Consider the following 22,021-nt stretch of genomic DNA (forward strand, 5'->3'; position numbering starts at 1 on the left):
GGTGGTACGGGGCCGGGCTCACAGCCGGGGCGCGATCTCTTCGGCGAAGATGCGGTGCCGCTCGTCGGCCGGCAGGTGGCAGGCCGCGAGGTGCCCGGGCGTGGCCTCGGCCAGCAGCGGGACTTCGCTCGTGGAGCGCCCGCCGGTCAGGGCGGCGTACGGGCAGCGCGGGTGGAAGGCGCAGCCGGACGGCACGTTGATCAGGCTGGGCGGGGTGCCCTTCACCGGGACGAGCCGTTCCTGCAGCTCCCGGTCCAGTCGCGGCATCGAGCCCAACAGTCCCCAGGTGTAGGGGTGTTCGGGCGCGTCGAAGAGGCTCTCGGCGGGGCCGCGCTCGATGCACTTGCCGCCGTACATGACCAGGATGTCGTCGGCGAGCTCGGCGACCACCCCGAGGTCGTGGGTGATGATGATGACGGCGGAGCCGAACTCCCCCTGGAGGTCGCGGATGAGGTCCAGGATCTGCGCCTGGACGGTGACGTCCAGGGCGGTGGTGGGCTCGTCGGCGATCAGCAGCGAGGGGTCGTTGACCAGGGCCATGGCGATCATCGCGCGCTGGCGCATGCCGCCGGAGAACTGGTGCGGGTAGTCGTCCAGCCGGCGGTCGGGCTGCGGGATGCCGACCCGGTCGAGCATCTCGATCGCCCGGGCCTTGGCCTCCTTCTTGGAGGCCTTCGGGTGGTGCACCCGGTACGCCTCGATGATCTGCGCGCCGACCGTGTAGTACGGGTGCATCGCGGTCAGCGGGTCCTGGAAGATCATCGCCAGTTCGCGGCCGCGCAGTTGGCGCACCCGGTCCGGTCCGGCCGCGATCAGGTCCTCGCCGTCGAGCAGGATCTCGCCGCTGATCCGGGCCCGCTTGGAGCGGTGCAGGCCCATGATGCCGAGCGAGGTGACGGACTTGCCGGAGCCGGACTCGCCGACGATGCCCAGGGTGCGGCCCTTGTGCAGGTCGAAGCTGACCCCGTCCACCGAGCGGACCAGGCCGTCGTCGGTGTCGAAGTGGATCCGCAGGTCGCGGACGGACAGGAAGGGGTCTCCCAGAGGAGCGGGAGCGGCGTCCGCCGGGGTCTTCTGGAGGTCGGTCACGAGAGCCTCACGCGGGGGTCGACGAGGGCGTACAGGAGGTCGACCACGAGGTTGCAGGCGACGATGAAGAAGGCGGCGAGCAGCGTGACGCCGAGGACCTTGGGCAGGTCGTTGTCGGTGATCGCCTGGACGGCGAACTGGCCGACGCCGTTGAGCGAGAAGACCTGCTCGGTGATCAGCGCACCGCCGAGCAGCAGACCGAGGTCCATGCCGAAGATGGTGACGATCGGGGTGAGCGCGGAGCGCAGTCCGTGCTTGACGACCACCTTGCGCTCGACCAGGCCCTTGGCCCGGGCGGTGCGGATGTAGTCCTCGCTCATCGTCTCCAGCATTCCGGCGCGGGTGAGCCGGGCGTAGAGCGCGGAGTAGAGGAAGGCCAGCGAGATCCACGGGAGGATCAGGTTGCGGGCCCACATCAGCGGGTCGTCGGTGAAGTTGACGTAGTGCAGGTTGTCCAGGATCGGCCACTCGTAGCTGAACACCGTCAGCAGCAGGGCGCCGGTGAAGAAGACCGGCAGCGAGACACCGGCCAGGGCGACGCCCATGGAGAGCCGGTCGAAGATCGACCGCGGCTTGAGGGCGGAGATCACGCCGGTGGTGATGCCGGAGATCAGCCAGAGCACCGCCGCGCCGATGGCGAGCGAGATGGTGACCGGGATCCGGCTGGTCATCTCCGGCCAGACCTCCAGGTGGTTCTTGAAGGAGTAGCCGAAGCAGGGCACGTGGCAGGTGGCCGGTTCCGGGCCGAACTTGTACTCGGCGCCGCTGACCAGCGCCTTCAGGAAGTTCCCGTACTGGGTGTACAGCGGCTGGTCGAAGCCGAGGTTCTGCTTGACCGCCGCGATCGCCTCGGGCGACGGGTTCTTCCCGATGTACTGCGCGGCCAGCTGGTCGGTGGTCTCGCCGGCGATGCGCGGGAGCAGGAAGAAGATCGCGAAGGTGACCGCGCTGACGACCAGCAGCAGCACCGCGGCCGCGAGGATCCTGCGAACGATGTAGGCAAACACAGTTGGGCGGCTCCGGCGGCCCGCCGCCGTCCGGGATCTTCCGGACGGCGGCGGGCGCCGCTGCCTTCACCTGCCTTCAGGGATGCGGAGCCAGGCTCTTTACTTGGTGGTGCCGATGTTCAGGTAGTCGTACTCCCCCGACCAGGCCGGGTTGGACGCGACGTTGGTGGCGCTGTCCGGGCGGTACAGGAAGACCTTGAAGTCGGTCAGCGGGACGTACACCGCGGACTCCATGACCTTCTTGTCGATGTCGCCGTAGATCTTCTCGCGGGCGCTCTTGTCCGGGTTGATCGCGGCGTCGTCGATCATCTTGTTGACGGCCGGGTCGTTCAGCTGGGCCAGGTTGCTGTTGCCGGACGGCTTGATCGCGCGGCCGTCGACGATCTGCTGCAGGAAGCCGTAGCCGGTCGGCCAGTCGGCGCCCCACTGCATCATCATCAGACCGATGTTGTGGTCCTGGGTGTACTGCGGGGCACCGGCCGAGTCGGTCAGGTACTTGCCCTGCGGGAACTGCTGGATCTCGACGTTGATGCCGATGCTCTTCAGCTGCGCCTGGATCTGGGTGGCTGCGGCGACCTCGGTCGCGCGCTCGGTGCGGGCGGTCAGGACGGTGCTGAAGCCGCCGTCCTTGCCGCAGGCCTTCAGGGAGTCCTTGGCCTTGGCCTGGTCACCCTTGTTGTCCTTGGTCTCGTACAGGTTGAAGTCCTGGTGGCCCGGGATGTCCGGCGGGAGCACGGTGTTGGCCACCTGCCCGCGGATCGGGCCGCCGAGCGCGGTCTGCACCGCGACCTTGTCGATCGCGTACTGGACGGCCTTGCGGCAGTCGATGTTGTCGAACGGCGCGACCTTGGTGTTGATCGCCATGTAGACCAGGCGGCCGCCGTAGGCGTTGTCGGTCTTGGCCTTGAGCTTCGGGTCGCGCAGGATCTGCGCCTGGGTCTGCGGGTCGACGCCGCCGCCCACCAGGTCGACCTGGGCGTTGCCGGCCAGCAGGTCCTTGTCGATGGTGGCCTGGTCGATGTTCATCTTGAGCACGATCTTGTCCGCCAGCTGCTTGCGGATCGGGTCGGTGCTCTTGTCCCAGTTGGTGTTCGGCACCAGGACGGCCTGCTTGCCGTCCTCGTAGGTCTCGAACTTATAGGCGCCCGAGGCCACGATGTGCTTCACGTAGTCGGCACCGGTGTCCTTGGCCTGCGGGACCGGCACGGTCTGCGGGGCGCTGACCAGGTAGTCGAAGTCGGCGAAGGGGTGCTGCAGGTGGAAGACGATCGTGGTGTCGTCCGGGGTCTCGATCGACTTCAGGTCGCCGGTCTTGTCCTTGTACGGGCCCTGGTACGGCGTCGGGTTGTCGACCAGCAGGTCGTGGAAGTACGTCGGGCCGTTGGAGTTCACCTCGGGCGCGTAGTTCGAGCGCTCCACGGCGTACTTGACGTCCTTGGAGGTGATCGGGGTGCCGTCGTCGTACTTCAGGCCGGCACGCAGCTTGTACGTCCAGGTCAGGCCGTCCGCGCTGGGCTGGCCCATCGACTCGGCGAGGTCCGGGACCAGCTTGTTGCCGTCCGCGCCGGCGGCCGGGTTGAAGGTGGTCAGCGGACGACCGTACAGGCGCGAGAAGTTGTAGATGTACGCGTAGTAGGTGTTGCCCGGGTCGAGGGAGTCCGGGGTGCCCTTCATCTCGTAGGTGACCGTCCCGCCCTTCTTGTCCGAGGCGTTGACGATCTGCTTGGTGGCCGCGTCGGCACCGCCGCCGCTCGCGTTGCTTGAGCCGGAGGAGGACGAGCTGTCGCTGCTCTTCGAGCTGGACGAGCAGCCGGTGACGACCAGGACCGCGGCGGCGGCCGCGGCGGTCAGCGCGACGGTACGGGACCTACGCATGGGTGAGATCAACCCCTTGAGGTGTGGAGGAGGGAGGGTACTGACGCGGAGTCAGTTGCTCTTGGGATCGAGGGCGTCACGCAGCCCGTCGCCGAGCAGGTTGAACGCGAGCACGGTGATGAAGATCGCCAGGCCGGGGACCACCATGTACTGGGGGTCCACCTGGTAGTAGTTCTTCGCGTCGGCGAGCATGCCGCCCCAGGAGGACTGCGGGGGCTGGATGCCGACGCCGAGGAAGCTCAGGCCGGCCTCGAAGAGGATGTTGGTCGGGATCAGCAGGGTCGAGTAGACCAGGATCGGGCCGACCAGGTTCGGCAGCAGCTCCTTGAACAGGATGAACGGGCCGCGGGCGCCGAGGCTGCGGGCCGCGTGGACGAACTCCCGCTCGCGCAGCGAGAGGGTCTGTCCGCGCACGATCCGGCCCATGTAGGGCCAGTTGAAGAAGCCGATCACGAAGATCAGCACCATGATGTGCAGCGGGAGGCCGTGCAGGCCGAACGCGCCGCCCTGGAGCGAGGCGGAGATCGCGATGGCGAACAGCAGCAGCGGGAACGCCAGGAAGACGTCCATCAACCGGCTGATCACGGTGTCCACCCAGCCGCCGTAGTAGCCGGCCATCACGCCGAGCACGGTGCCGAGGGTGTTGGACAGCACGGTCGCGCCGAAGGCGACCAGCAGGGAGACCCAGGAGCCGTCGACCACGCGGGCGAGCAGGTCACGGCCCTGCAGCGGGTCGATTCCGAGCGGGTGGTCCCCGCTCATCCCGCCCCAGTCGCCGAGCGGGAGTCCACCGAGGTCGGCGTCCAGCAGGTCGGTGTTCGGCTGGTCGGGGTCGAGCCCGAACAGGGACTCCAACGGCCCGGCCAGCAGGGCCAGCAGGATCAGCAGGATCACCACGATGCCGCCGGCGACGGCGGCCTTGTCCCGCTTGAAGCGGGTCCAGGCGATCCGACCGAGGGAGCGGCCCTCGATCGTCTTGGCCGGGCTCGGGGAGGCGGGTGCCTCGGGTTCGTTCCCGGCGGTTGTCATGGGTGCGGTCATGGTCAGTTGGTCCCCTCGCCGACGGTGGCCGGCCCACGGGTGCCGGGCGCCGGTTCGGCGGTACGGCTGCGGACGTGCGGAGGTGCTAGGAGCAGGTGTTCGCGGCAGTACGTCGTGCACGGGTACTGCCTCCACGCGGGATGGGCGTCGCGTGGATCGAGCGGTCGGCGTGCGCGTTCACCTTCGTGGGGTTTCCAGTACGCGCGATGCGTTGCGCAGAACTCTCTGCCATCCGAACTGGCTTGCGCCAGCCCTGACAACCGACAGATGCCCAACTGTGATCTGCCCGCATGCATCTCCCCGATCTTCGGCATATCCCTCTTCACGCGGGTGTAACTGCCATGTCAAGATGTGCTGGCGCCAAGAGCGGAAAATTCGTCCCGAAAGCACCGAAGCCGACCTGATCAGGGATCAAGTCGGCATCGGTGCAAAGGTTCTAACAAGAACCGATTCTGGCAATCAGCGGCCCGGGTATCCGGGCCACGGCGACTGGGGCTGCTGCCCCCAGCCCGGCGCGGGCGGCTGGGTGCCGTACGCGTAACCGGGCATCGACTGCCCCGGAATCGGCCGGCCCGGCATCGACTGCCCCGGGTACGGCGGCGGCACCGACGGGTACGGGCCCGTCGCCGGGCGGCCGGCCTCCCGGTCGAAGAACGGCCGCGCGTTGGCGCGCATCCACAGCGCCACCGGGTCGTACTCGTCCGCCATCGCCACCGTGGACACCGCGAGCCCCTCCGGGGCCACCGCGATCGCCCGCTGCATCAGCGCCCGCACCGCCTCCACCGCCGGCGGCGAACTCTCGTACAGGTCAAGACCGATCGCCAGGTACGGCTCCCCCACCGACGGCTGCACCCAGGCCCGGCGCAGCGCCCGGACCGCGCGCACCTCGCCCGCCTGCCGCTCCAGCAGCGCGAAGAACTGCTGGGCGTTCACCTGCGGCTCGCTCAGCTTCAACGGACCGGCCGGCAGCCGGTCCAGGCCCGCGGCGATCCGCCGCAGGTCCGCCCACGGCACCCCGACCCCGCCACCCGGCGCGTGCGGATTGAGCCACAGGCCCCAGCGGGTGCGGTACAGCGAAGCGGCGATCTCCCGCCCGGAGATGACCTCGTGGGCCCGCGCCCAGCCGGAGGCCGTCAGCTGCTCGGACGAGGTGACGGCCGGCGCGTAGCCGTGACCGCTGATCTCCATGTTCCCGTACTGGGCGTCCGGACTGCCCGGGCTGCCGTGCCACAGCAGCATCAAGACCTGGCCCTCGGCCAGCGCGTGCAGCAGCCGCTCGTACGCGTCCCAGCGCTCCGGCGCGACCTCGCGCAGGGCCTGCTCCAACGCGCCCGGATCCGCGCCCGGGCGCCCGGCCGGTGCCTGGCCCCAGGGCCCCGGCACCCCGCCCGCTCCCGTTCCCGCACTCATGCGCCCACCTCGCCGCGCCTCTTTCCTGAACCCGCCGGCCCGTCAGCCGCCTGCACGCACCCTATGGCGCGGCACCGGCCGCCGCCACGGCGACGTGCCTGTGAAGCGTCCCCGCTCACGCCCGCGAGTAGAAGGGCATGACCCGGGTCAGCAGCCACTCGACCACCGGGTCGTCGGCGAGGTCGAGCAGCACGAGGTGGACGCCGCCCGGCAGCGGCGCGGTTCCCAGCGCCCGCCCGAGCGCCTCGTTCACCGCCCCCGGGTCGGCCGGGGCCACCGGATCCAGCTGGACGCCCACGAACATCACGGTCGGCTCGCCCTCGACGCTGGCCAGCGCCCGGCGCGCGGTCAGCACTCCCGGCAGGGCCGACAGTTCGGCCCGGCAGGCGGCCAGGAAGTGCTCCGGGTCCTCGCCCGGCACCGGCTCGCGCAGCGCCACCCGGCCGCCGGTCGGCGCCTCGGGCTGCTGCTCCCACCGGTCCTCCCGCGGGCCCCGGCGCAGCTCGGCCACGCCCTGCGGCGGCACCGGGATGCCCACCGCCGCCTCCGGGTTGACCGCGATGCCCACGCCCAGCGGCAGCCCGCGGGCGAACTCCCAGGCCGGGGCGATCGCGAAGGCCATCCCCGGCGCCTGCTGCAGGAACACCTCCTGCGAGGAGAACACCGGCACGTACGGGGCCCCGGCCAGCTCGATGGTCGGCAGGTCCAGCGACTGTCCGTTCGGGTCGCCCCCGGCCGGCAGCGGGATCCACACCTGGCTGCGGGCCAGCACCTCGATCACCCGCGGCGTCGCCCCCGGGTCGCCCAGCGCGGCCGTCAGCACCTGCTCCAGCTCGTTCGCCGGCCACGCGCCGCCCGACGGCGCCGCCTGCGGCCCGTCCCACCCCTGCTGCTCCACCGGGTACTCCATGCGCTGCCGATCCGCCCTCGTGCCGGGTCGGCCGCCCACTGCTGCGCCGACGCGGAGAAGTTTAGGGCTCGTGTTCGCCGTGACCGGGTCCCCTCTCCCCTCCTTCGCGCGGACGTGCCATGATGTGCGCGTCCGACGGCATGCGCCGCGGGCCCCCACAACTCCACACCGGCCGCTCGAACCCGCGCGGGAGAGCCCGGAGTGCCCCCCAGGGGGCACGGCCGGCGCCGAAGGAGCAAGTCCTCCCCGGAATCTCTCAGGCCCCCCTACCGCGCGGGTTAGGCACATCTGGAAAGCGGCGCACGGCCCTGTCGCGCGCCCACCCACGGTGCAAGCCGCCGTCCTGTCCCCGATGCTGGAACCAGCTGATGCTGGTAGCAGCTGCGGGCAGGTGGGCGGTGAAGCTCTCAGGTTCGACGACAGATGGGGAGACCCACGCCGCCGCATGCCCGCGCGCAGGGTCGGTCCCCGTGCGGGTCCGGTTCCGGCGCGCGCACCCCTGAGTGCCCCGACCGAGGAGTTCCTGGCCATGTCGTCCCTCCGCCTGACCGCGCTCGACGCGCTGCACCGCGCCCTCGGCGCGACCATGACCGACTTCGCCGGCTGGGACATGCCGCTGCGCTACGGCAGCGAGCGCGAGGAGCACCTCGCCGTCCGCACCAAGGCCGGCCTGTTCGACCTCTCGCACATGGGCGAGATCACCGTCACCGGCCCGCAGGCCGGCGAGATGCTGGACCACGCCCTGGTCGGCTTCGTCTCCGCGCTCGGCGTGCTGCGCGCCCGCTACACCATGATCTGCGCCGAGGACGGCGGGATCCTGGACGACCTGATCGTCTACCGCCTGCGCGAGGACGCCTTCCTGGTCGTCGCCAACGCCTCCAACGCCCAGCTGGTGCTGGACGAGCTGATCGCCCGCGCCAAGGGCTTCGACGCCGTCGTCACCGACGACCGCGACACCTACGCGCTGATCGCCGTCCAGGGCCCGGAGGCCACCGGCATCCTGGCGAAGACCACCGACGCCGACCTGCCCGGCCTGAAGTACTACGCGATCCTCCCGGCCAAGGTGGCCGGCAAGGACGTGCTGCTGGCCCGCACCGGCTACACCGGCGAGGACGGCTTCGAGATCTTCTGCCACCCGGTCGACGCCGAGCCCGTCTGGCAGGCGCTGACCGCCGCGGGCGAGGGCCACGGCCTGGTCCCGTGCGGCCTGTCCTGCCGCGACACGCTGCGCCTGGAGGCGGGCATGCCGCTGTACGGGCACGAGCTGTCCACCGACCTGACCCCGTTCGACGCGGGCCTGGGCCGGGTCGTCCGCTTCGACAAGACCACCAACGAGGGCGCGTTCGTCGGCCGCAAGGCGCTGGAGCAGGCCGCCGCCGCGGCCGAGACCAACCCCCCGAAGGTGCTGGTCGGCCTGGTCTCCGAGGGCAAGCGCGTGCCGCGCGCCGAGTACACGGTGGTCTCCGCCGACGGCGACCCGATCGGCCGGATCACCTCGGGCGCGCCGTCCCCGACGCTGGGGCAGCCGATCGCGATGGCCTACGTCGACGCGGCCCACGCCGCCCCGGGCACCACCGTCGCGGTGGACGTGCGCGGCAAGCACGAGCCCGTCCAGGTCGTGGCGCTGCCGTTCTACAAGCGCGCCCGCTGAGGCCTGCGGGCCCGCCGAGTTTCCCGTTCACGCACGTCGGAGCCGTCCGTGCGGCGGCCCGCTGCGTCGTCCCCGCTTCCCATCCTGGAGAATGACGCCATGAGCAACCCCCAGCACCTGCAGTACACCAAGGAGCACGAGTGGCTGACCGCCGCCGTGGACGGTGTCTCCACGATCGGCATCACCAAGCACGCCGCCGACGCGCTCGGTGACATCGTCTACGTGCAGCTGCCCGAGGTCGGCGACACCGTGACCGCCGGCGAGACCTGTGGCGAGCTGGAGTCGACCAAGTCGGTCAGCGACCTGTTCTCCCCGGTGACCGGCGAGGTCGTCGAGGTCAACCAGGACGTCCTGGACGACAACGCCCTCGTCAACAGCGCCCCCTTCGAGGGCGGCTGGCTGTTCAAGGTCAAGGTCGAGGCCACCGACACGCTGCTCAGCGCCGCCGAGTACGACGCGCTCACCCACGCCCAGGGCTGAGCCACCCGCCGGGACGGGCCGCCGTGCCGCGGTCCGTCCCGATCCGCCGTCCCTCCGCTCTCCTCCTCCCGGGAAGACCACACCATGACGGTTCTCAACCAGTCCCTGCACGCCCTCGACCCGGAGATCGCCGCCGCGGTCGACGCCGAGCTGCACCGCCAGCAGACCACCCTGGAGATGATCGCCTCCGAGAACTTCGCCCCGGTGGCGGTCATGGAGGCCCAGGGCTCGGTGCTCACCAACAAGTACGCCGAGGGTTACCCCGGCCGCCGGTACTACGGCGGTTGCGAGCACGTCGACGTGGTCGAGCAGATCGCGATCGACCGGGTCAAGGCCCTGTTCGGCGCCGAGCACGCCAACGTCCAGCCGCACTCCGGCGCGCAGGCCAACGCCGCCGCGATGTTCGCGCTGATCCAGCCGGGCGACACCATCCTGGGCCTGAACCTGGCCCACGGCGGTCACCTGACCCACGGCATGAAGATCAACTTCTCCGGCAAGCTCTACAACGTGGTCGCGTACCACGTCGACGAGAAGACCGGCCAGGTCGACATGGCCGAGGTCGAGCGCCTGGCCAAGGAGCACCAGCCGAAGCTGATCATCGCCGGCTGGTCCGCCTACCCGCGCCAGCTGGACTTCGCCGAGTTCCGCCGGGTCGCCGACGAGGTCGGCGCGCTGCTCATGGTGGACATGGCACACTTCGCCGGCCTGGTGGCCGCGGGCCTGCACCCGAACCCGGTGCCGTACGCGGACGTGGTCACCACCACCACCCACAAGACCCTGGGCGGCCCCCGCGGCGGCGTCATCCTGTCCAAGGCCGAGTGGGCGAAGAAGATCAACTCCGCGGTCTTCCCCGGCCAGCAGGGCGGTCCGCTGGAGCACGTGATCGCGGGCAAGGCCGTCGCCTTCAAGGTCGCCGCCTCGGAGGAGTTCAAGGAGCGCCAGCAGCGCACCCTGGAGGGCGCCAGGATCCTCGCCGAGCGTCTGCTGCAGGCCGACGTCGCCGAGGCCGGCGCCTCCGTGCTGTCCGGCGGCACCGACGTCCACCTGGTCCTGGTCGACCTGCGCAACAGCCAGCTCGACGGCCAGCAGGCGGAGGACCGGCTGCACGAGGTCGGCATCACCGTCAACCGCAACGCCATCCCGAACGACCCGCGCCCGCCGATGGTCACCTCCGGCCTGCGCATCGGCACCCCGGCCCTGGCCACCCGCGGCTTCCAGGCCGAGGACTTCCGCGAGGTCGCCGACATCATCGCCGAGGCGCTCAAGCCCGCCTTCGACGAGACCGTCGCCGCCGCGCTGAAGGCCCGGGTCACCGCCCTGGCCGAGAAGTACCCGCTCTACCCGAACCTGGCCGGCCAGGAGTGATCCCGTTCGGGATGAGGTGACCGGCCTCACCCCGCCGGTGTACCGGGGACCCCGGGGCACCGCGCACACTGGACAGTGCGCGCGGTGCCCCGTCCCGTGTCATCCCCTGCCCGCAAGTCCTTCCACGAGACCAGACAAGGACGTCCTCCGTGGCCATCAGCGTCTTCGACCTCTTCTCCATCGGCATCGGCCCGTCGAGCTCCCACACCGTCGGCCCGATGCGCGCGGCCCGGATGTTCGCCCGCCGGCTGCGCTCCGAAGGCCTGCTGGACCGGGTCACCGGCGTGCGCGCCGAGCTGTACGGCTCGCTGGGCGCCACCGGCCACGGCCACGGCACCCCGAAGGCCGTCCTGCTGGGCCTGGAGAACAACTCCCCCCGCACCGTCGACGTCGACCAGGCGGACAAGGACGTCGAGCGGATCACCGCCGAGAAGCGGCTCAGCCTGCTCGGTGAGCACCCCATCGACTTCGACCCCGACACCCAGCTGATCCTGCACCGGCGCCGCTCGCTGCCGTACCACGCCAACGGGATGACCCTGTGGGCGTTCGCGGCGGACGGCTCGACGCTGCTGGAGAAGACCTACTACTCGGTCGGCGGCGGCTTCGTCGTGGACGAGGACGCGATCGGCGCGGACCGGGTCAAGCCCGACGACACGGCGCTGCGCTACCCCTTCCGCACCGGCGAGGAGCTACTGCGGCTCACCCGGGAGACCGGGCTGTCGATCTCCGGCCTGATGCTGGAGAACGAGAAGGCCTGGCGCAGCGAGGAGGAGATCCGGACCGGGCTGCTGGAGATCTGGTCCGTGATGCAGGAGTGCGTGCGGGCCGGCATGACCCGTGAGGGCATCCTGCCGGGCGGGCTGAAGGTCCGCCGCCGGGCCGCCGCGGCCGCGCGGGCGCTGCGCGCCGAGGGGATCGGGCCGGCCAACGCGATGGAGTGGGTGACCCTCTACGCGATGGCGGTCAACGAGGAGAACGCCTCCGGCCGCCGGGTGGTCACCGCGCCGACCAACGGCGCGGCCGGGATCATCCCCGCCACCCTGCACTACTACCTGAACTTCATCCCGGGCGCCGACGACGACGGCATCGTCCGCTTCCTGCTCGCGGCCGGCGCCATCGGCATGCTGTTCAAGGAGAACGCCTCCATCTCCGGCGCCGAGGTCGGGTGCCAGGGCGAGGTCGGCTCCGCCTGCTCGATGGCCGCGGGCGGCCTCGCCGAGGTCCTCGGCGGCACCCCCGAGCAGGTCGAGAACGCCGCCGAGATCGGCATCGAGCACAACCTCGGCCTCACCTGCGACCCGGTCGGCGGCCTGGTCCAGATCCCCTGCATCGAGCGCAACGGCATGGCGTCGGTCAAGGCCGTCACCGCGGCCCGGATGGCGCTGCGCGGCGACGGGCGCCACCACGTCTCGCTGGACAAGGCGATCAAGACGATGAAGGAGACCGGGGCCGACATGAAGATCAAGTACAAGGAGACCTCGCGCGGCGGCCTCGCCGTGAACGTCATCGAGTGCTGATCGCGGCGGCCTGACGGCCCGGCCCCCGGGTGGAGCCCCCTTGGGTTCCAAGGGAACTCCACCCGGGGGCTTTCGCACGCCTGCGGTCCGGGGCCGCGGCCGGTCAGCTCCGTACCGCCGCTTCCCCCGTCGGCGTGCCGGCTCCCTGCCGCTCGGGGCTCCGGCCCGGGCCCTCGGCCGGGCTCCGGCTCGGCCGGGCCAGGCAGGCGACCGCCGTCGCCACCGCCGCCAGGGCGACGCCCCCGGCCACCGTGCCGTGCAGCCCGCTGGTGACCGCCGTGCCGACGGCGTCCCGGACGGCCGAGGGCAGCCCCGCCAGCGAGGCCGGGGTGAGCCCGCCGCCGCCGGTCAGGTGGGCGGCCTCGGCCGGGCTCAGCCGCGCCCCCAGCGAGGCCGTCAGCCGCGCCGTGTAGACCGCGCCGAGGGCGGCCATCCCGAGCGACCCGCCGATGCTGCGCAGCAGGGTCACCACGCCCATCGCCGCGCCCATGTCCTCGCGCGGCACGGCGGCCATCGAGGTCAGCATGGTGCTCTGCATCAGCAGTCCGATGCCGACCCCGGCGACCGCGGTGAGCCCGGAGGCCAGCGCCACCGGCGTGTCCGTCCCCAGGAGCAGCAGGAGCGCCGACCCGGCCAGTGCCAGCACCCCGCCCAGCAGCGGGTAGCGCCGCTCGCCGCCGGGCCGGCCCATCAGCCGGGCGGTGACCAGCTGGGTGCCCATCATGCCGAGCATCAGCGGCAGCAGGAGCAGCCCGCCGGTGGTCGGTGACAAGCCCTGGACGAGCTGGAGGTACTGCGGCAGGTATCCGATCAGGGCGAGCATGACCGCGCCGGTGAGGAAGCCCAGCACCTGGGACACCGTGAAGTTGCGGTTGCGGAACAGCGCGGGCGGGATCAGCGGCCCGGCGGCGCGCAGTTCGGTCCGGACGAAGAGGGCCAGCGCGGCGATCGCGACCGCTCCCGTCCCGAGGATCAGCGGCGAGGTCCAGGCGTACAGCGTCCCGCCCCAGCTGCTGACCAGGGTGAGCCCGAGGATGCCGGTGGTCAGCAGGGCGACCCCGGCCCAGTCGAAGGGGGCGCGGACCCGCTCGGCCTTCCGCAGCCGCACCCCGGCGCCGACCGCGAGCAGGGCGAACACGCCGACCGGCAGGTTGACGTAGAAGGCCCAGCGCCAGCTGAGCCGGTCGGTGAGGAAGCCGCCGAGCAGCGGCCCGCCGACGAACGCGATCGGCATCAGCACGCCGACCACCGACTGCACCCGGCCCCGGTCGGAGGCGGGCACGAGCACCCCGATCACCGAGAGCGCGCCGACCATCAGCCCGCCCGCGCCGACCCCCTGGAGCGCCCGGAAGGCGATCAACTGGCCCATGGTCTGGGAGAGTCCGGACAGCATCGAGCCGACCAGGAACACCGCGACGGCCCACTGGTACGCGCCCTTGCGCCCGTACAGGTCGCCGAGCCGGCCCCACAGCGGGGTGGCGGCGGCGGAGGTGAGCAGATAGGCGGTGACCGCCCAGGCGAGGTGTTCCAGTCCGCCGAGGTCGCCGACGATGGTCGGCAGCGCGGTGCCGATGATCTGGCCGTCGAGGGCCGAGAGGAAGATGCCGAGCATCAGCCCGAGCACGCCGAGCAGCGGCGGCTTGGGGCGGTCGTCGATCGGCTCCGTGGTCATGGCCGTTCCCCCTTTCCCGGGCTCAGGCGGCGAACGGGCGGGTCTGCCGGGCGTCCCGCAACGCGTGGGCCCACCAGGACAGTTGGTCGAGCATGGTCTTGGCGGCGGCGTCGGCGGCCGGGTCGCGCGGCTTGCCGTCGGCGTCGAAGGCCTGCGCGGCGCCGTGGAAGCTGACCGTGTTGCGGATCGTCACGCTGTTCAACTCGGCCATCACCACGCGCAGTTGCTCGACCGCCCGGAGGCCGCCGGAGAGTCCGCCGTAGGAGACGAAGCCGACCGGCTTGCCGTGCCACTGCTGGTTGTGCCAGTCGATGGCGTTCTTCAGCGGGGCCGGGAAGCTGTGGTTGTACTCGGGCGTGACGAAGACGAAGGCGTCGGCGGCCGCCAGCCGGGGCGATACGGCGGCGAGCAACTCGCTTTCTTCTGGTGGCAGTTCACCGCCGAAGGACGGGAAGACGGTGGGCAGCGGGGTGGCGGCCAGGTCGACCAGGTCGGCGGTCATGTCGCCGCGGGCGTCGAGGTGGTCGAGCAGCCAGTCGGCGACGACCGGACCGAAGCGGCCGGTGCGGGTGCTGCCGAGGACGACCGCGACCTGCAGATTCTGCTCCGTGGACATGGATGTTCCCCCTCCGGGACGATGTGTACGCCGTATCGGCTGGATACAACGTACACACGACTGTGTACGGCGTCCACTTCCGAGATACGCCGTACACACGAGTGGTACGGTGGAGATCCGCAGCCGGAAGGAGCCCGCCCCCATGCCCGCCCAGCAGGCCCCCACCGGGGACAACAACACCGGGGACAACGTCGGGGACAACAACGCCGGAGCCGACGACCGCGACAAGCCGCAGCCCTCACTCTGGGAGCGGCTCGACCGCCCGTCCCCCGCGCCGCGCACCACCCTGACCCCGCACCGGATCGCCGAGGCCGCGGTCGCCCTCGCCGACGCCGAGGGCCTGGACGCCGTCACCATGCGCCGCCTCGCCACCGCCCTCGGCGTGGCCCCGATGGCCGCCTACCGGTACGTCTCCGGCAAGGACGAACTCATCGACCTGATGGTCGACTTCGTGTACGGGCAGCTCCCCCTGGACACCCCCGCCGCCGGCTGGCGCGAGGCCATGCACTCACTCGCCGTCCATCTGCGCGCGATGAGCCTGGCCCACCCCTGGATCACCCGGGCGGCCACCCCGTTCTCCCTCGGCCCCAACCAACTCGCCGTCCCCGAGCGGGCGTTCGCCGCCCTCGCCGAACGCGGCCTGGACGCCGACACCACCATGGCGATCTTCCGCACCGTCGCCATCTACGTCCACGGCTCGTCCGCCACCGAGGTCGCCCTCCAGGACCTGCGCCGCGCCCGTGGCTGGTCCGACGGCGACGAGACCCGCGCCGGCCTGGCCCCCCGGATGACCTACCTGATGGGCACCGGCCGCTACCCCGCCTACCAGCGGTACATGGAGCAGGCCACCCGCAAGGACGACCCCGACTGGCACTTCACGACCGGGCTCGACTGCGTCCTCGACGGCATCGCCGTCCACTTCGGCATCTGAGCGGCCCCTATGCCTCCAGACGGGCGGCAACGGCGGCCAGCCGGCCCATCGCCCGGGCCACCCCGAGGCCGTCCATGTAGTCGCGGACATGCGCCAGTTGCCCGGCGCGGGCCCGCAGCACCAGCAGGCCAGGGAGAGTGAACTCCTTGCCCGTGGAGGCGACCGTGCCGATCACCAGCTGTTCGACCGTGAGCACCTCGGGATCAGCCCCCGGGTGGACCGCGACCTCCCGGATCTCCTGCGGCCGGGCCTCACTCGCCCCCCAGGCGGCCCGGTAACCGGCCCGGACCTCCTCCCGCCCCCGGTAGCGCTCGGGCATCCCCGGAAACAGGAACGGGAACTCGTGCACTCCGTCCTCGGCGTACAGGTCTGCCAGCGCATCGGCATCCAGGTCGAGCATTGCCCGCCGGTAACGGGCGAGCAGCTCCAGCGGGGTGGGAGTGGCGGAATCGGGCATGGCTTCACGGCTCCTTCGTCGACGGACGGGAACGCCAGGGCCCCTGCGCGGCAATCCACTTGGCCCCCGCGGATCACTCGATCAACCGCACCTTACCCACTGAGCGGCGAGTCTCCTACGGAGAGACAGCCGCCCCGGCGCCGCCGCCCCTCCAGCAGTCGCACCGCCGTCGCAGGGGCCGTGTCCTCCGGTGCCCCGACCGCCACCAGCGCGGCCACGACCCGCTCCACCGACCAGAACCCGGCGCCCTCCAACAGGCGACACCTGCGAGATCTCCGGTTCGTCCACGGCACCCCAGTCAACCAGCCGCCGCTGCGCAGGAAGTCGGCCGGTCCGACTTCCTGCGCGAACCCACGGCGGTGAATGGAGTGTCCCGTTTCACCGGAGTTTGACGGGTCTCACCGAAGTTTGACCGGCCAGTCCTGATCACACAGGGGCCGTCGAACGGTCGGCCCATCAGCGGCGACCGCTAGCGTGCGGCGCAGCCAGGAAACGGGTGACCACGGAGGGCTTCTACTCGCTGATCGACGCCTACGCCGTCGACGACGTCGACGACGACGTCGCCATGATGCGCCCACTGACCGGGAGCGAAGTCCGAAGCTGGGCGCCCAACGGCCGGCCCACGCGCGAACAGTGGGAGGCCGCGCTACCGCAACTCCTGAACCCTGTCGGCCGAGGAATCGGCAGGTGCACGGTGCTGTACCAAGACGGCGAACCAGCAGAGATCGCCTACTGGGGCTGTACCGCGGACTAGATTCAGCACCGGTCAAACTTCGGTGAGATTCGTCAAGCTCCGCTGAGACGGGTCATGGAGCTTCGAGCACCCCGCGGGGCGTGCTGTCGGGGGCCTCTCATAGGCTCTCGACGGCCCGATCGCAGGGCTGAACAGCGGGACGAGGGACGGGGAGCGAGCATGCCGGACGTGACGGACCTGCCGGAGGCGCTGACGCACGGGCCCAGCCGGGAGCACCTGTTGACGGTGGGCCTGCCCGAGAGCGGCGCGTTCCTGGAGTTCGGCGCTCCCGTCTCCTCGCCGACCGGCGGCGGGCGGTGGCTCGTCCTCGGCGAGGCGGCGTACGGCGATTCGGTCGTCCTCGATGGTGCGACCGGCGAGCTGTGGCTCGGTGAGGGGGCCGACCCGGAGGCCGGGGGCGACCTGCTCGCCAGCTCGCTGCCCGCGCTCGTCGCCCTGATCCGCGAGGTCGAGGCGGTCGCGACCGGCGCCGCGGACCCGGATGCCCACGGGGGCCGCCGGGGCGCGGTGGTGGCGGACGCCGTCGTGGCGGCCGCCGAGCAGCGGATGCGGGCGGTCGACGGGCCGCTGTTCGCCCGTACCGCCCGGCCCGCGCACTGGTGCACCGCCCTGCTGGTCGCGTCCCTGGCCTGGGGTGCCCGCCCCGGCGAACCGGGCGGCCCCGCCTACGTCTTCGAACCGGACCTCGTCGCCGACCTCGCCCGGCTGGTCGGCGACGACGGGGGCGTCGTCCGCCGCTACCGAGCCGAGGACCTGCCCGCCGAGCTCACCCACGAGCCGACCCGCCGGCTCCTCGTCGAGGCGGGCCTGCCCCTCGACAGCGAGATGCTCGGCGTCGACCCCGACGAACCGCTCACCACCATGGCCCGGCCCCACTCCGACCGCCTCGCCCTCGCCTACTGGCCGCACGACCTGGTGATCGGGCTCGACGGCGCGACCGGCCGCCTGGAGCTCCCCGACCTGTACGACGCCGGCGACCCGGCGCTCTACCTGCACCGGGACCTCTCCGCCCTGCTCTACGCCCTGTGGACGTACGAGCGGCTGCGCGCCGACTGGGAGCGCTGGGAGTACGGGGACGACGAGGGCGAGGGCGAGGACTGGCAGGTGTTCGACCCGCAGGCACTCCTGCGCGCCGTGGTCGACGAGCTGGTCGAGAGGGTGGACCCGGAAGCATGGGCGACCCCTCGCCACTCCTGGCGCCTCCTCGCCGAAGACCCGTACACCGGTGGCCTCCTGGCCTGAGCAGGCCGCCCCGCCGCACAGGAAGTCGGCCGGTCCGACTTCCTGAGCGGCAGCGGCAACCCGCAACCGCCTAACGCCGGCCCGGGAGCGTCAGCACCGCCAGCCCGCCCGCGAGCACCGCGAGCCCGCACCAGGACACTGCCGGCAGGCGCTCGCCCAGGGCCGCGACGCCGAGCACCGCCGCGACGGCGGGTTCGGCGAGGGTCAGGGTGGTGGCGGTCTGCGCCGTGGTGTGCCGCAGGCCGTAGCCGAAGAGCCGGTACGCGAGGAAGGTGGTGATCACGCCGAGGTGCAGCACGACGCCCGCGCCGCGCACCGAGAGCAGCCAGCCCACCGGGCCCAGCGCCAGCACCGGCAGCACCAGCACCGCCGCCCCGCCGAACATCGCGCCCATCACCCCGCCGGACTGGTGCCCGGCCGCGATCAGACGCCCGGCGATCAGCGAGTACACCGCGTACGAGAGCCCGGAGAGCGCCGCCAGCAGCACCCCGAGCAGGTCCACCACCGAGCGCCCGCCGACGAGTTCGGGCCCGAGCGCCAGCACCCCGCAGCCGCAGACGGCCAGCGCCGTGGCCCCGGCCCACCGCCCACTCGGCCGCCCCTGCCGGGCGAGCCACCCCAACACGCCGGTGAACACCGGCGCACTGCCCAGCGCGATCACCGTGGCCACCGCGACCCCGGTGCGGGTCACCGCCGGGTAGAAGGTGACCGGGTACCCCACCACGGCCACGGCCCCGACCACCAGCAGCCACCGCTCACCTACCCCGCACGTCCGGGGCAACGACCACGCGGCGCGGTCGGTGAGGAACAGCAGCGCCCCGCCGAGCACCAGCGCGGCGGCCCCGATCCCCGCTGCCGGAGCGCCCCCGGGCGCCAGCGAACTGGCCGTCCCGGTGGTGCCCCACAGCAGTGCGGAGGCCAGGATCGGCACCGGCCCGTCGATCGGGCGGGTACGGCCAGGGGCAGGGGTCAAACGAGCGCGCGCAGGCGCGGACAAACGATTCGGCACAGTCGTGAACTTCCGTCGTCGAAGACCATCAGAGGAACTGGTTTCGAAACGGGCGCACGCCACAGAACCCCTTGAGCGGGGACGACGGGATCAAGCCACCGACTGCGTGCGCCCGATCAGGCGCTGAGCGGTGGCAGCACGACGTGCCAGTACGAGTTCACGAGCCCGATGGTACTCGGCCTGCGCAGGAAGTCGACGGGTCCGACTTCCTGCGCAGCGACTGGACGCTTTCAGGCGGCCGGCCACCCGGTCGGCCGATCGTCGAGCAGGGTGCGAGCCGAGGCCACATCTTCCGCGAAGGCTTCATCCGGTGCGGGCGGGCGGGCAGGCCGGCGAGGGGAGGTCGAGGGTGAACCAGACGGTTTTGCCGATGTAGCCCTCGCCGCGCGGGTGGGCGCCCCAGGAGGTGGCGAGGGCGGCGACGAGTTCGAGGCCCCGGCCGGACTCGTCCTCCGGGGCGGCGTGGCTGGGGACGGGGAGATCGGGGCTGGCGTCGGAGACCTCGACGCGGAGAACAGATCGGGTGGGGAGGAGGAGGCGGACGCCGATCCGGCGGTCGCGCGGGCCCCGGGCGTGGTGGCAGGCGTTGGTGACGAGCTCGCTGAGGAGAAGCAGGGCGATCTCGGTGGACTCGTCGGGCACCTGCCACTCGAAGGCCTGCCGGAGGAGGCGGGCGCGGGCACGGCCCGGGGTACGGGGGTGGCGGGGGAGCATCCACTCGACAACGTCGACGGGCTGAGTGAGCATCAGAGTCCTTGAGGGGGAGGCAAGGAAGGCTTCACTCACAAGGGCTGAGTTCGGCCATTTCACCCTTCAAGGGTCGGCAGGCGGGCATAGCCTCGGGAGTTACACCGGTGGTACGCGAGAGCTTGAACCGCCCTTTGACCAGGGCAGGGAGGGGCACGGGGCCGTGAGCACGCCGAAGCAGAACCCGATGTCGTGGAAGTACTGCGGCGATCAGCTCAAGCGGTGGCGTGAAAAGGCGGGCGTGACCCGGGAGCAGCTGAGCCAGGCGGCCAACTACGACATCGAGAGCGTGCGATCGATGGAGGCGGGGAGGCGGAAGCCGTCGCTCAAGTTGCTTCAGGTCGCGGATGAGCTCTGCGACGCAAAAGGAATGATCGTGGGGGCCGCCGACTACCTGGCGCCCGAGAAGTTTTCGTCGTACTCGCAGGGATACACCGAGGCTGAGCGCGAGGCGATCGCGTTCCATGCGTACTCGGCCCTATTGATCCCGGGCCTACTGCAGACCGAGGAATACGCCCAGGAGCTGATCAGCAGGACGTACCCACCGTTGGGCGACGAGGCGGTCGCAACCCGCGTCTCCGGTCGCATGCAACGGCAGGAGCGGCTGACGGGCTCTCCGACCGTAATGTTCGGCTTCGTGATCAATGAAGCGGCGTTTCGTGCAGTCGTCGGCACCAAGAGCGTCATGAAGCGCCAAATCGATCACCTGCTGGAAGTCGGCGAGTTGCGCAACATCTCGATCCAGGTGCTCCCACTCGACCGTGCGGCCTACGCAGCTCTCGATGGTCCGTTGATCCTCCTGGAGACTCCGGAACACGAGCAACTCGCCTATGTTGAGGGGCAGAAGACCGGGATCCTCTACTCCGATCCAGCTCAAGTGAACACGCTCTCTCAGCGCCATGGCATGATCCGCATGCAGGCACTCAGCGTCGAAGAGTCGAGAGCATTCATCAGGAAGTTGGCGGAGGAGCTATGAAGTGGTTCAAGTCCAGCTACAGCACCAGTGACGGCGGAGAGTGCGTCGAGGTCGCCTCCTGCCCTGCCGCCATCCACGTCCGGGACTCCAAGGACAAGGTCGGCCCGACCCTCACCTTCTCCCCCGAAGCCTGGTCCGCCTTCGTCTCCTTCGCGTCCGAAGCTCAAGCAGCGCGAGTCGAGTGACCCCTTAGTCGAACGGGTGGGTAAACCACCTTCCAACCACCCCTGCACGCAGCAGATATGACTTATCGTCACGACTTCGCCACAGTCGGTTCCGCCGTGTAGCGTGCGCAGCAACGAAACAACCCCCGCCGGTGCGCCAACACCGAACGGGGGTCTGACCGGCACGATCGAACTGGACTCGACCCTGTGGCTATCCACGACTCTACCGCCATGGCCGCGCCCGGATACGGCAAGCAGTCCGCCCCGGAGCAACTCCCCCGCTCCGCCGCCGACTTCTCCCACCTCCCGGCGCGCGAGGCCTACATCGCCTCGCTCATCGACCACCTCCCCGACGGCGCCGCCATGGACGTCAAAACCCTCGCCATCCTTCAGCCCCACTACGGGCAGATGGCCTGCCGCACGGTGCTCAACAACCTCTCCACCGCTGGTCACCTGCGTCGCGTCCGCGAGCGCATCAGTTCCAAGGACTGCCGCTGGGTGTTCCGCACCTACTTCTCCCGCACGCCCCGCTCCAACGCCTGGTGGACGCGATTCATCACCACGGGCGAGGCGTCAACGCCCGGAGCGCCCGATCCCCCCAAGGAGCGAACGCTCAACCGCACTTCCCCCACCTCGGCCGCCTACGCGGCCCTCGCCGGCCTCGGGCTCGCCGACGCCCGGCTCGCCCTCTCCGCCGCCGACTGCGCGGCCCTCGAACCGCTCGCCGCCGAGTGGCTGGCCCGGGGCACCACCCCGGCCCTCTTCACCGCCGCCCTCACCGCAGGTCTCCCCCCGGACGGCGTCCACAGCCCGGTGGCCTTCACCCGCCGCCGCCTGCTCGACAAGATGCCCCCGGAACGGCCCCACCCGGAGCCTCCCACCACCCGCATCATCGAGTGCACCGACTGCCGCACCCCCTGCCGCCCGCCCGCCCTCCTCGGCGGCCTCTGCGGCACCTGCCGTGGCACCTGGAAGGCCCCGCCACCCCACCGGCACCTCTCCCCGGCCACCGTCCGCGCACACGCCGCCCGCATCCGCGAGACGATGCCCAGCTACAAGGGGTGCCGGTAGGAATCCGGTGCGGCCACTGAGCACGGCTTCGCCGAGC

21 protein-coding genes and 1 riboswitch are annotated in these 22,021 nt (G+C 71.3%); of the genes, 10 read left to right on the forward strand and 11 right to left on the reverse strand.

Going from position 1 to position 22,021, the window contains the following annotated elements; all coding sequences use genetic code 11:
- Window positions 1-18: 18 nt before the first annotated feature.
- From ACIG5E_RS09120 to ACIG5E_RS09145, 6 genes are all read right to left on the reverse strand, one after another.
- Window positions 19-1,089 (reverse strand): ABC transporter ATP-binding protein, encoded by a 1,071-nt coding sequence (locus ACIG5E_RS09120; RefSeq protein ID WP_396532558.1) that lies wholly within the window; start codon window positions 1,087-1,089, stop codon window positions 19-21.
- Window positions 1,086-2,096: an ABC transporter permease gene (locus ACIG5E_RS09125; RefSeq protein ID WP_396532559.1), complete on the reverse strand. Its 1,011-nt coding sequence runs from the start codon at window positions 2,094-2,096 to the stop codon at window positions 1,086-1,088. The genes ACIG5E_RS09120 and ACIG5E_RS09125 overlap by 4 nt, the downstream gene beginning before the upstream one ends.
- A 99-nt stretch (window positions 2,097-2,195) precedes the next feature.
- Entirely contained in the window at window positions 2,196-3,971 is a 1,776-nt protein-coding gene (locus ACIG5E_RS09130) for an ABC transporter substrate-binding protein (RefSeq protein WP_396532560.1), read from the reverse strand.
- Between the two features lie 51 nt (window positions 3,972-4,022).
- Window positions 4,023-5,012, reverse strand: a complete 990-nt coding sequence (locus ACIG5E_RS09135) for an ABC transporter permease (protein WP_396244671.1) — start codon at window positions 5,010-5,012, stop codon at window positions 4,023-4,025.
- A 459-nt stretch (window positions 5,013-5,471) separates the two neighbouring features.
- Entirely contained in the window at window positions 5,472-6,422 is a 951-nt protein-coding gene (locus tag ACIG5E_RS09140) for an enhanced serine sensitivity protein SseB C-terminal domain-containing protein (RefSeq protein WP_396532561.1), read from the reverse strand.
- Window positions 6,423-6,537: 115 nt separating this feature from the next.
- Window positions 6,538-7,332 (reverse strand): enhanced serine sensitivity protein SseB C-terminal domain-containing protein, encoded by a 795-nt coding sequence (locus ACIG5E_RS09145; RefSeq protein ID WP_396532562.1) that lies wholly within the window; start codon window positions 7,330-7,332, stop codon window positions 6,538-6,540.
- Between the two features lie 177 nt (window positions 7,333-7,509).
- Window positions 7,510-7,614, forward strand: a riboswitch (glycine riboswitch).
- Between the two features lie 247 nt (window positions 7,615-7,861).
- Here ACIG5E_RS09145 and gcvT point away from each other — a divergent pair.
- From gcvT to ACIG5E_RS09165, 4 genes are all read left to right on the forward strand, one after another.
- Window positions 7,862-8,983: a glycine cleavage system aminomethyltransferase GcvT gene (gcvT, locus tag ACIG5E_RS09150; protein ID WP_396532563.1), complete on the forward strand. Its 1,122-nt coding sequence runs from the start codon at window positions 7,862-7,864 to the stop codon at window positions 8,981-8,983.
- A 99-nt stretch (window positions 8,984-9,082) separates the two neighbouring features.
- A complete protein-coding gene (gcvH, locus tag ACIG5E_RS09155) occupies window positions 9,083-9,463 on the forward strand; it encodes a glycine cleavage system protein GcvH (protein WP_396532564.1) in 381 nt (126 codons plus the stop codon).
- Window positions 9,464-9,547: 84 nt separating this feature from the next.
- Complete coding sequence (gene glyA, locus ACIG5E_RS09160; protein WP_396532566.1) at window positions 9,548-10,828, forward strand: serine hydroxymethyltransferase; 1,281 nt, start codon at window positions 9,548-9,550, stop codon at window positions 10,826-10,828.
- Between the two features lie 149 nt (window positions 10,829-10,977).
- Window positions 10,978-12,345 (forward strand): L-serine ammonia-lyase, encoded by a 1,368-nt coding sequence (locus ACIG5E_RS09165; RefSeq protein ID WP_396532567.1) that lies wholly within the window; start codon window positions 10,978-10,980, stop codon window positions 12,343-12,345.
- Between the two features lie 103 nt (window positions 12,346-12,448).
- On the opposite strand, the gene ACIG5E_RS09170 is transcribed toward ACIG5E_RS09165, so the two are convergent.
- Window positions 12,449-14,017 (reverse strand): DHA2 family efflux MFS transporter permease subunit, encoded by a 1,569-nt coding sequence (locus tag ACIG5E_RS09170; protein WP_396532568.1) that lies wholly within the window; start codon window positions 14,015-14,017, stop codon window positions 12,449-12,451.
- A 22-nt stretch (window positions 14,018-14,039) separates the two neighbouring features.
- Window positions 14,040-14,633, reverse strand: a complete 594-nt coding sequence (locus ACIG5E_RS09175; protein WP_396532569.1) for an NADPH-dependent FMN reductase — start codon at window positions 14,631-14,633, stop codon at window positions 14,040-14,042.
- Between the two features lie 142 nt (window positions 14,634-14,775).
- On the opposite strand from ACIG5E_RS09175, the gene ACIG5E_RS09180 reads away from it, so the two are divergent.
- Window positions 14,776-15,564 (forward strand): TetR/AcrR family transcriptional regulator, encoded by a 789-nt coding sequence (locus tag ACIG5E_RS09180; protein ID WP_396532570.1) that lies wholly within the window; start codon window positions 14,776-14,778, stop codon window positions 15,562-15,564.
- Window positions 15,565-15,571: 7 nt separating this feature from the next.
- Here the strand turns inward: ACIG5E_RS09180 and ACIG5E_RS09185 are convergent, their stop codons facing one another.
- Window positions 15,572-16,021, reverse strand: a complete 450-nt coding sequence (locus ACIG5E_RS09185; protein WP_396532571.1) for a nuclear transport factor 2 family protein — start codon at window positions 16,019-16,021, stop codon at window positions 15,572-15,574.
- A 496-nt stretch (window positions 16,022-16,517) separates the two neighbouring features.
- On the opposite strand from ACIG5E_RS09185, the gene ACIG5E_RS09190 reads away from it, so the two are divergent.
- Together ACIG5E_RS09190 and ACIG5E_RS09195 are read left to right on the forward strand one after the other, a co-directional pair.
- Window positions 16,518-16,775 carry a hypothetical protein gene (locus ACIG5E_RS09190; RefSeq protein ID WP_396532572.1) on the forward strand — a complete coding sequence of 86 codons (258 nt, stop codon included), beginning with the start codon at window positions 16,518-16,520 and terminating at the stop codon, window positions 16,773-16,775.
- 159 nt (window positions 16,776-16,934) lie between these two features.
- Entirely contained in the window at window positions 16,935-18,017 is a 1,083-nt protein-coding gene (locus tag ACIG5E_RS09195) for an SUKH-4 family immunity protein (protein WP_396532573.1), read from the forward strand.
- Window positions 18,018-18,087: 70 nt separating this feature from the next.
- Here ACIG5E_RS09195 and ACIG5E_RS09200 read toward each other — a convergent pair whose 3' ends face one another.
- Both ACIG5E_RS09200 and ACIG5E_RS09205 read right to left on the reverse strand, forming a co-directional pair.
- Window positions 18,088-18,948, reverse strand: coding sequence for a DMT family transporter (locus tag ACIG5E_RS09200; RefSeq protein ID WP_396532574.1), 861 nt, complete (start codon window positions 18,946-18,948; stop codon window positions 18,088-18,090).
- Window positions 18,949-19,329: 381 nt separating this feature from the next.
- Entirely contained in the window at window positions 19,330-19,773 is a 444-nt protein-coding gene (locus tag ACIG5E_RS09205; RefSeq protein ID WP_396532575.1) for an ATP-binding protein, read from the reverse strand.
- Window positions 19,774-19,936: 163 nt separating this feature from the next.
- Between ACIG5E_RS09205 and ACIG5E_RS09210 the strand changes: the two genes are divergently transcribed.
- From ACIG5E_RS09210 to ACIG5E_RS09220, 3 genes are all read left to right on the forward strand, one after another.
- Window positions 19,937-20,749: a Scr1 family TA system antitoxin-like transcriptional regulator gene (locus tag ACIG5E_RS09210; RefSeq protein ID WP_396532576.1), complete on the forward strand. Its 813-nt coding sequence runs from the start codon at window positions 19,937-19,939 to the stop codon at window positions 20,747-20,749.
- Window positions 20,746-20,934, forward strand: coding sequence for a DUF397 domain-containing protein (locus ACIG5E_RS09215; RefSeq protein ID WP_396532577.1), 189 nt, complete (start codon window positions 20,746-20,748; stop codon window positions 20,932-20,934). The genes ACIG5E_RS09210 and ACIG5E_RS09215 overlap by 4 nt, the downstream gene beginning before the upstream one ends.
- A 210-nt stretch (window positions 20,935-21,144) precedes the next feature.
- Window positions 21,145-21,984, forward strand: coding sequence for a hypothetical protein (locus ACIG5E_RS09220; RefSeq protein ID WP_396532578.1), 840 nt, complete (start codon window positions 21,145-21,147; stop codon window positions 21,982-21,984).
- Window positions 21,985-22,021: the final 37 nt, after the last annotated feature.

The organism is Kitasatospora sp. NPDC053057, assembly GCF_044546945.1.
In the GTDB taxonomy this organism is placed as follows: Bacteria; Actinomycetota; Actinomycetes; order Streptomycetales; family Streptomycetaceae; genus Kitasatospora.

What these genes read in the sequence shown, in the direction of transcription:
- ACIG5E_RS09130 (WP_396532560.1), bottom strand. Translation starts at nt 3,971, where the DNA reads ATGCGTAGGTCCCGTACCGTCGCGCTGACCGCCGCGGCCGCCGCCGCG.
- ACIG5E_RS09135 (WP_396244671.1), bottom strand. Translation starts at nt 5,012, where the DNA reads ATGACCGCACCCATGACAACCGCCGGGAACGAACCCGAGGCACCCGCC.
- ACIG5E_RS09140 (WP_396532561.1), bottom strand. Translation starts at nt 6,422, where the DNA reads ATGAGTGCGGGAACGGGAGCGGGCGGGGTGCCGGGGCCCTGGGGCCAG.
- ACIG5E_RS09145 (WP_396532562.1), bottom strand. Translation starts at nt 7,332, where the DNA reads ATGGAGTACCCGGTGGAGCAGCAGGGGTGGGACGGGCCGCAGGCGGCG.
- gcvT (WP_396532563.1), top strand. Translation starts at nt 7,862, where the DNA reads ATGTCGTCCCTCCGCCTGACCGCGCTCGACGCGCTGCACCGCGCCCTC.
- gcvH (WP_396532564.1), top strand. Translation starts at nt 9,083, where the DNA reads ATGAGCAACCCCCAGCACCTGCAGTACACCAAGGAGCACGAGTGGCTG.
- glyA (WP_396532566.1), top strand. Translation starts at nt 9,548, where the DNA reads ATGACGGTTCTCAACCAGTCCCTGCACGCCCTCGACCCGGAGATCGCC.
- ACIG5E_RS09170 (WP_396532568.1), bottom strand. Translation starts at nt 14,017, where the DNA reads ATGACCACGGAGCCGATCGACGACCGCCCCAAGCCGCCGCTGCTCGGC.
- ACIG5E_RS09175 (WP_396532569.1), bottom strand. Translation starts at nt 14,633, where the DNA reads ATGTCCACGGAGCAGAATCTGCAGGTCGCGGTCGTCCTCGGCAGCACC.
- ACIG5E_RS09180 (WP_396532570.1), top strand. Translation starts at nt 14,776, where the DNA reads ATGCCCGCCCAGCAGGCCCCCACCGGGGACAACAACACCGGGGACAAC.
- ACIG5E_RS09185 (WP_396532571.1), bottom strand. Translation starts at nt 16,021, where the DNA reads ATGCCCGATTCCGCCACTCCCACCCCGCTGGAGCTGCTCGCCCGTTAC.
- ACIG5E_RS09195 (WP_396532573.1), top strand. Translation starts at nt 16,935, where the DNA reads ATGCCGGACGTGACGGACCTGCCGGAGGCGCTGACGCACGGGCCCAGC.
- ACIG5E_RS09205 (WP_396532575.1), bottom strand. Translation starts at nt 19,773, where the DNA reads ATGCTCACTCAGCCCGTCGACGTTGTCGAGTGGATGCTCCCCCGCCAC.
- ACIG5E_RS09215 (WP_396532577.1), top strand. Translation starts at nt 20,746, where the DNA reads ATGAAGTGGTTCAAGTCCAGCTACAGCACCAGTGACGGCGGAGAGTGC.
- ACIG5E_RS09220 (WP_396532578.1), top strand. Translation starts at nt 21,145, where the DNA reads ATGGCCGCGCCCGGATACGGCAAGCAGTCCGCCCCGGAGCAACTCCCC.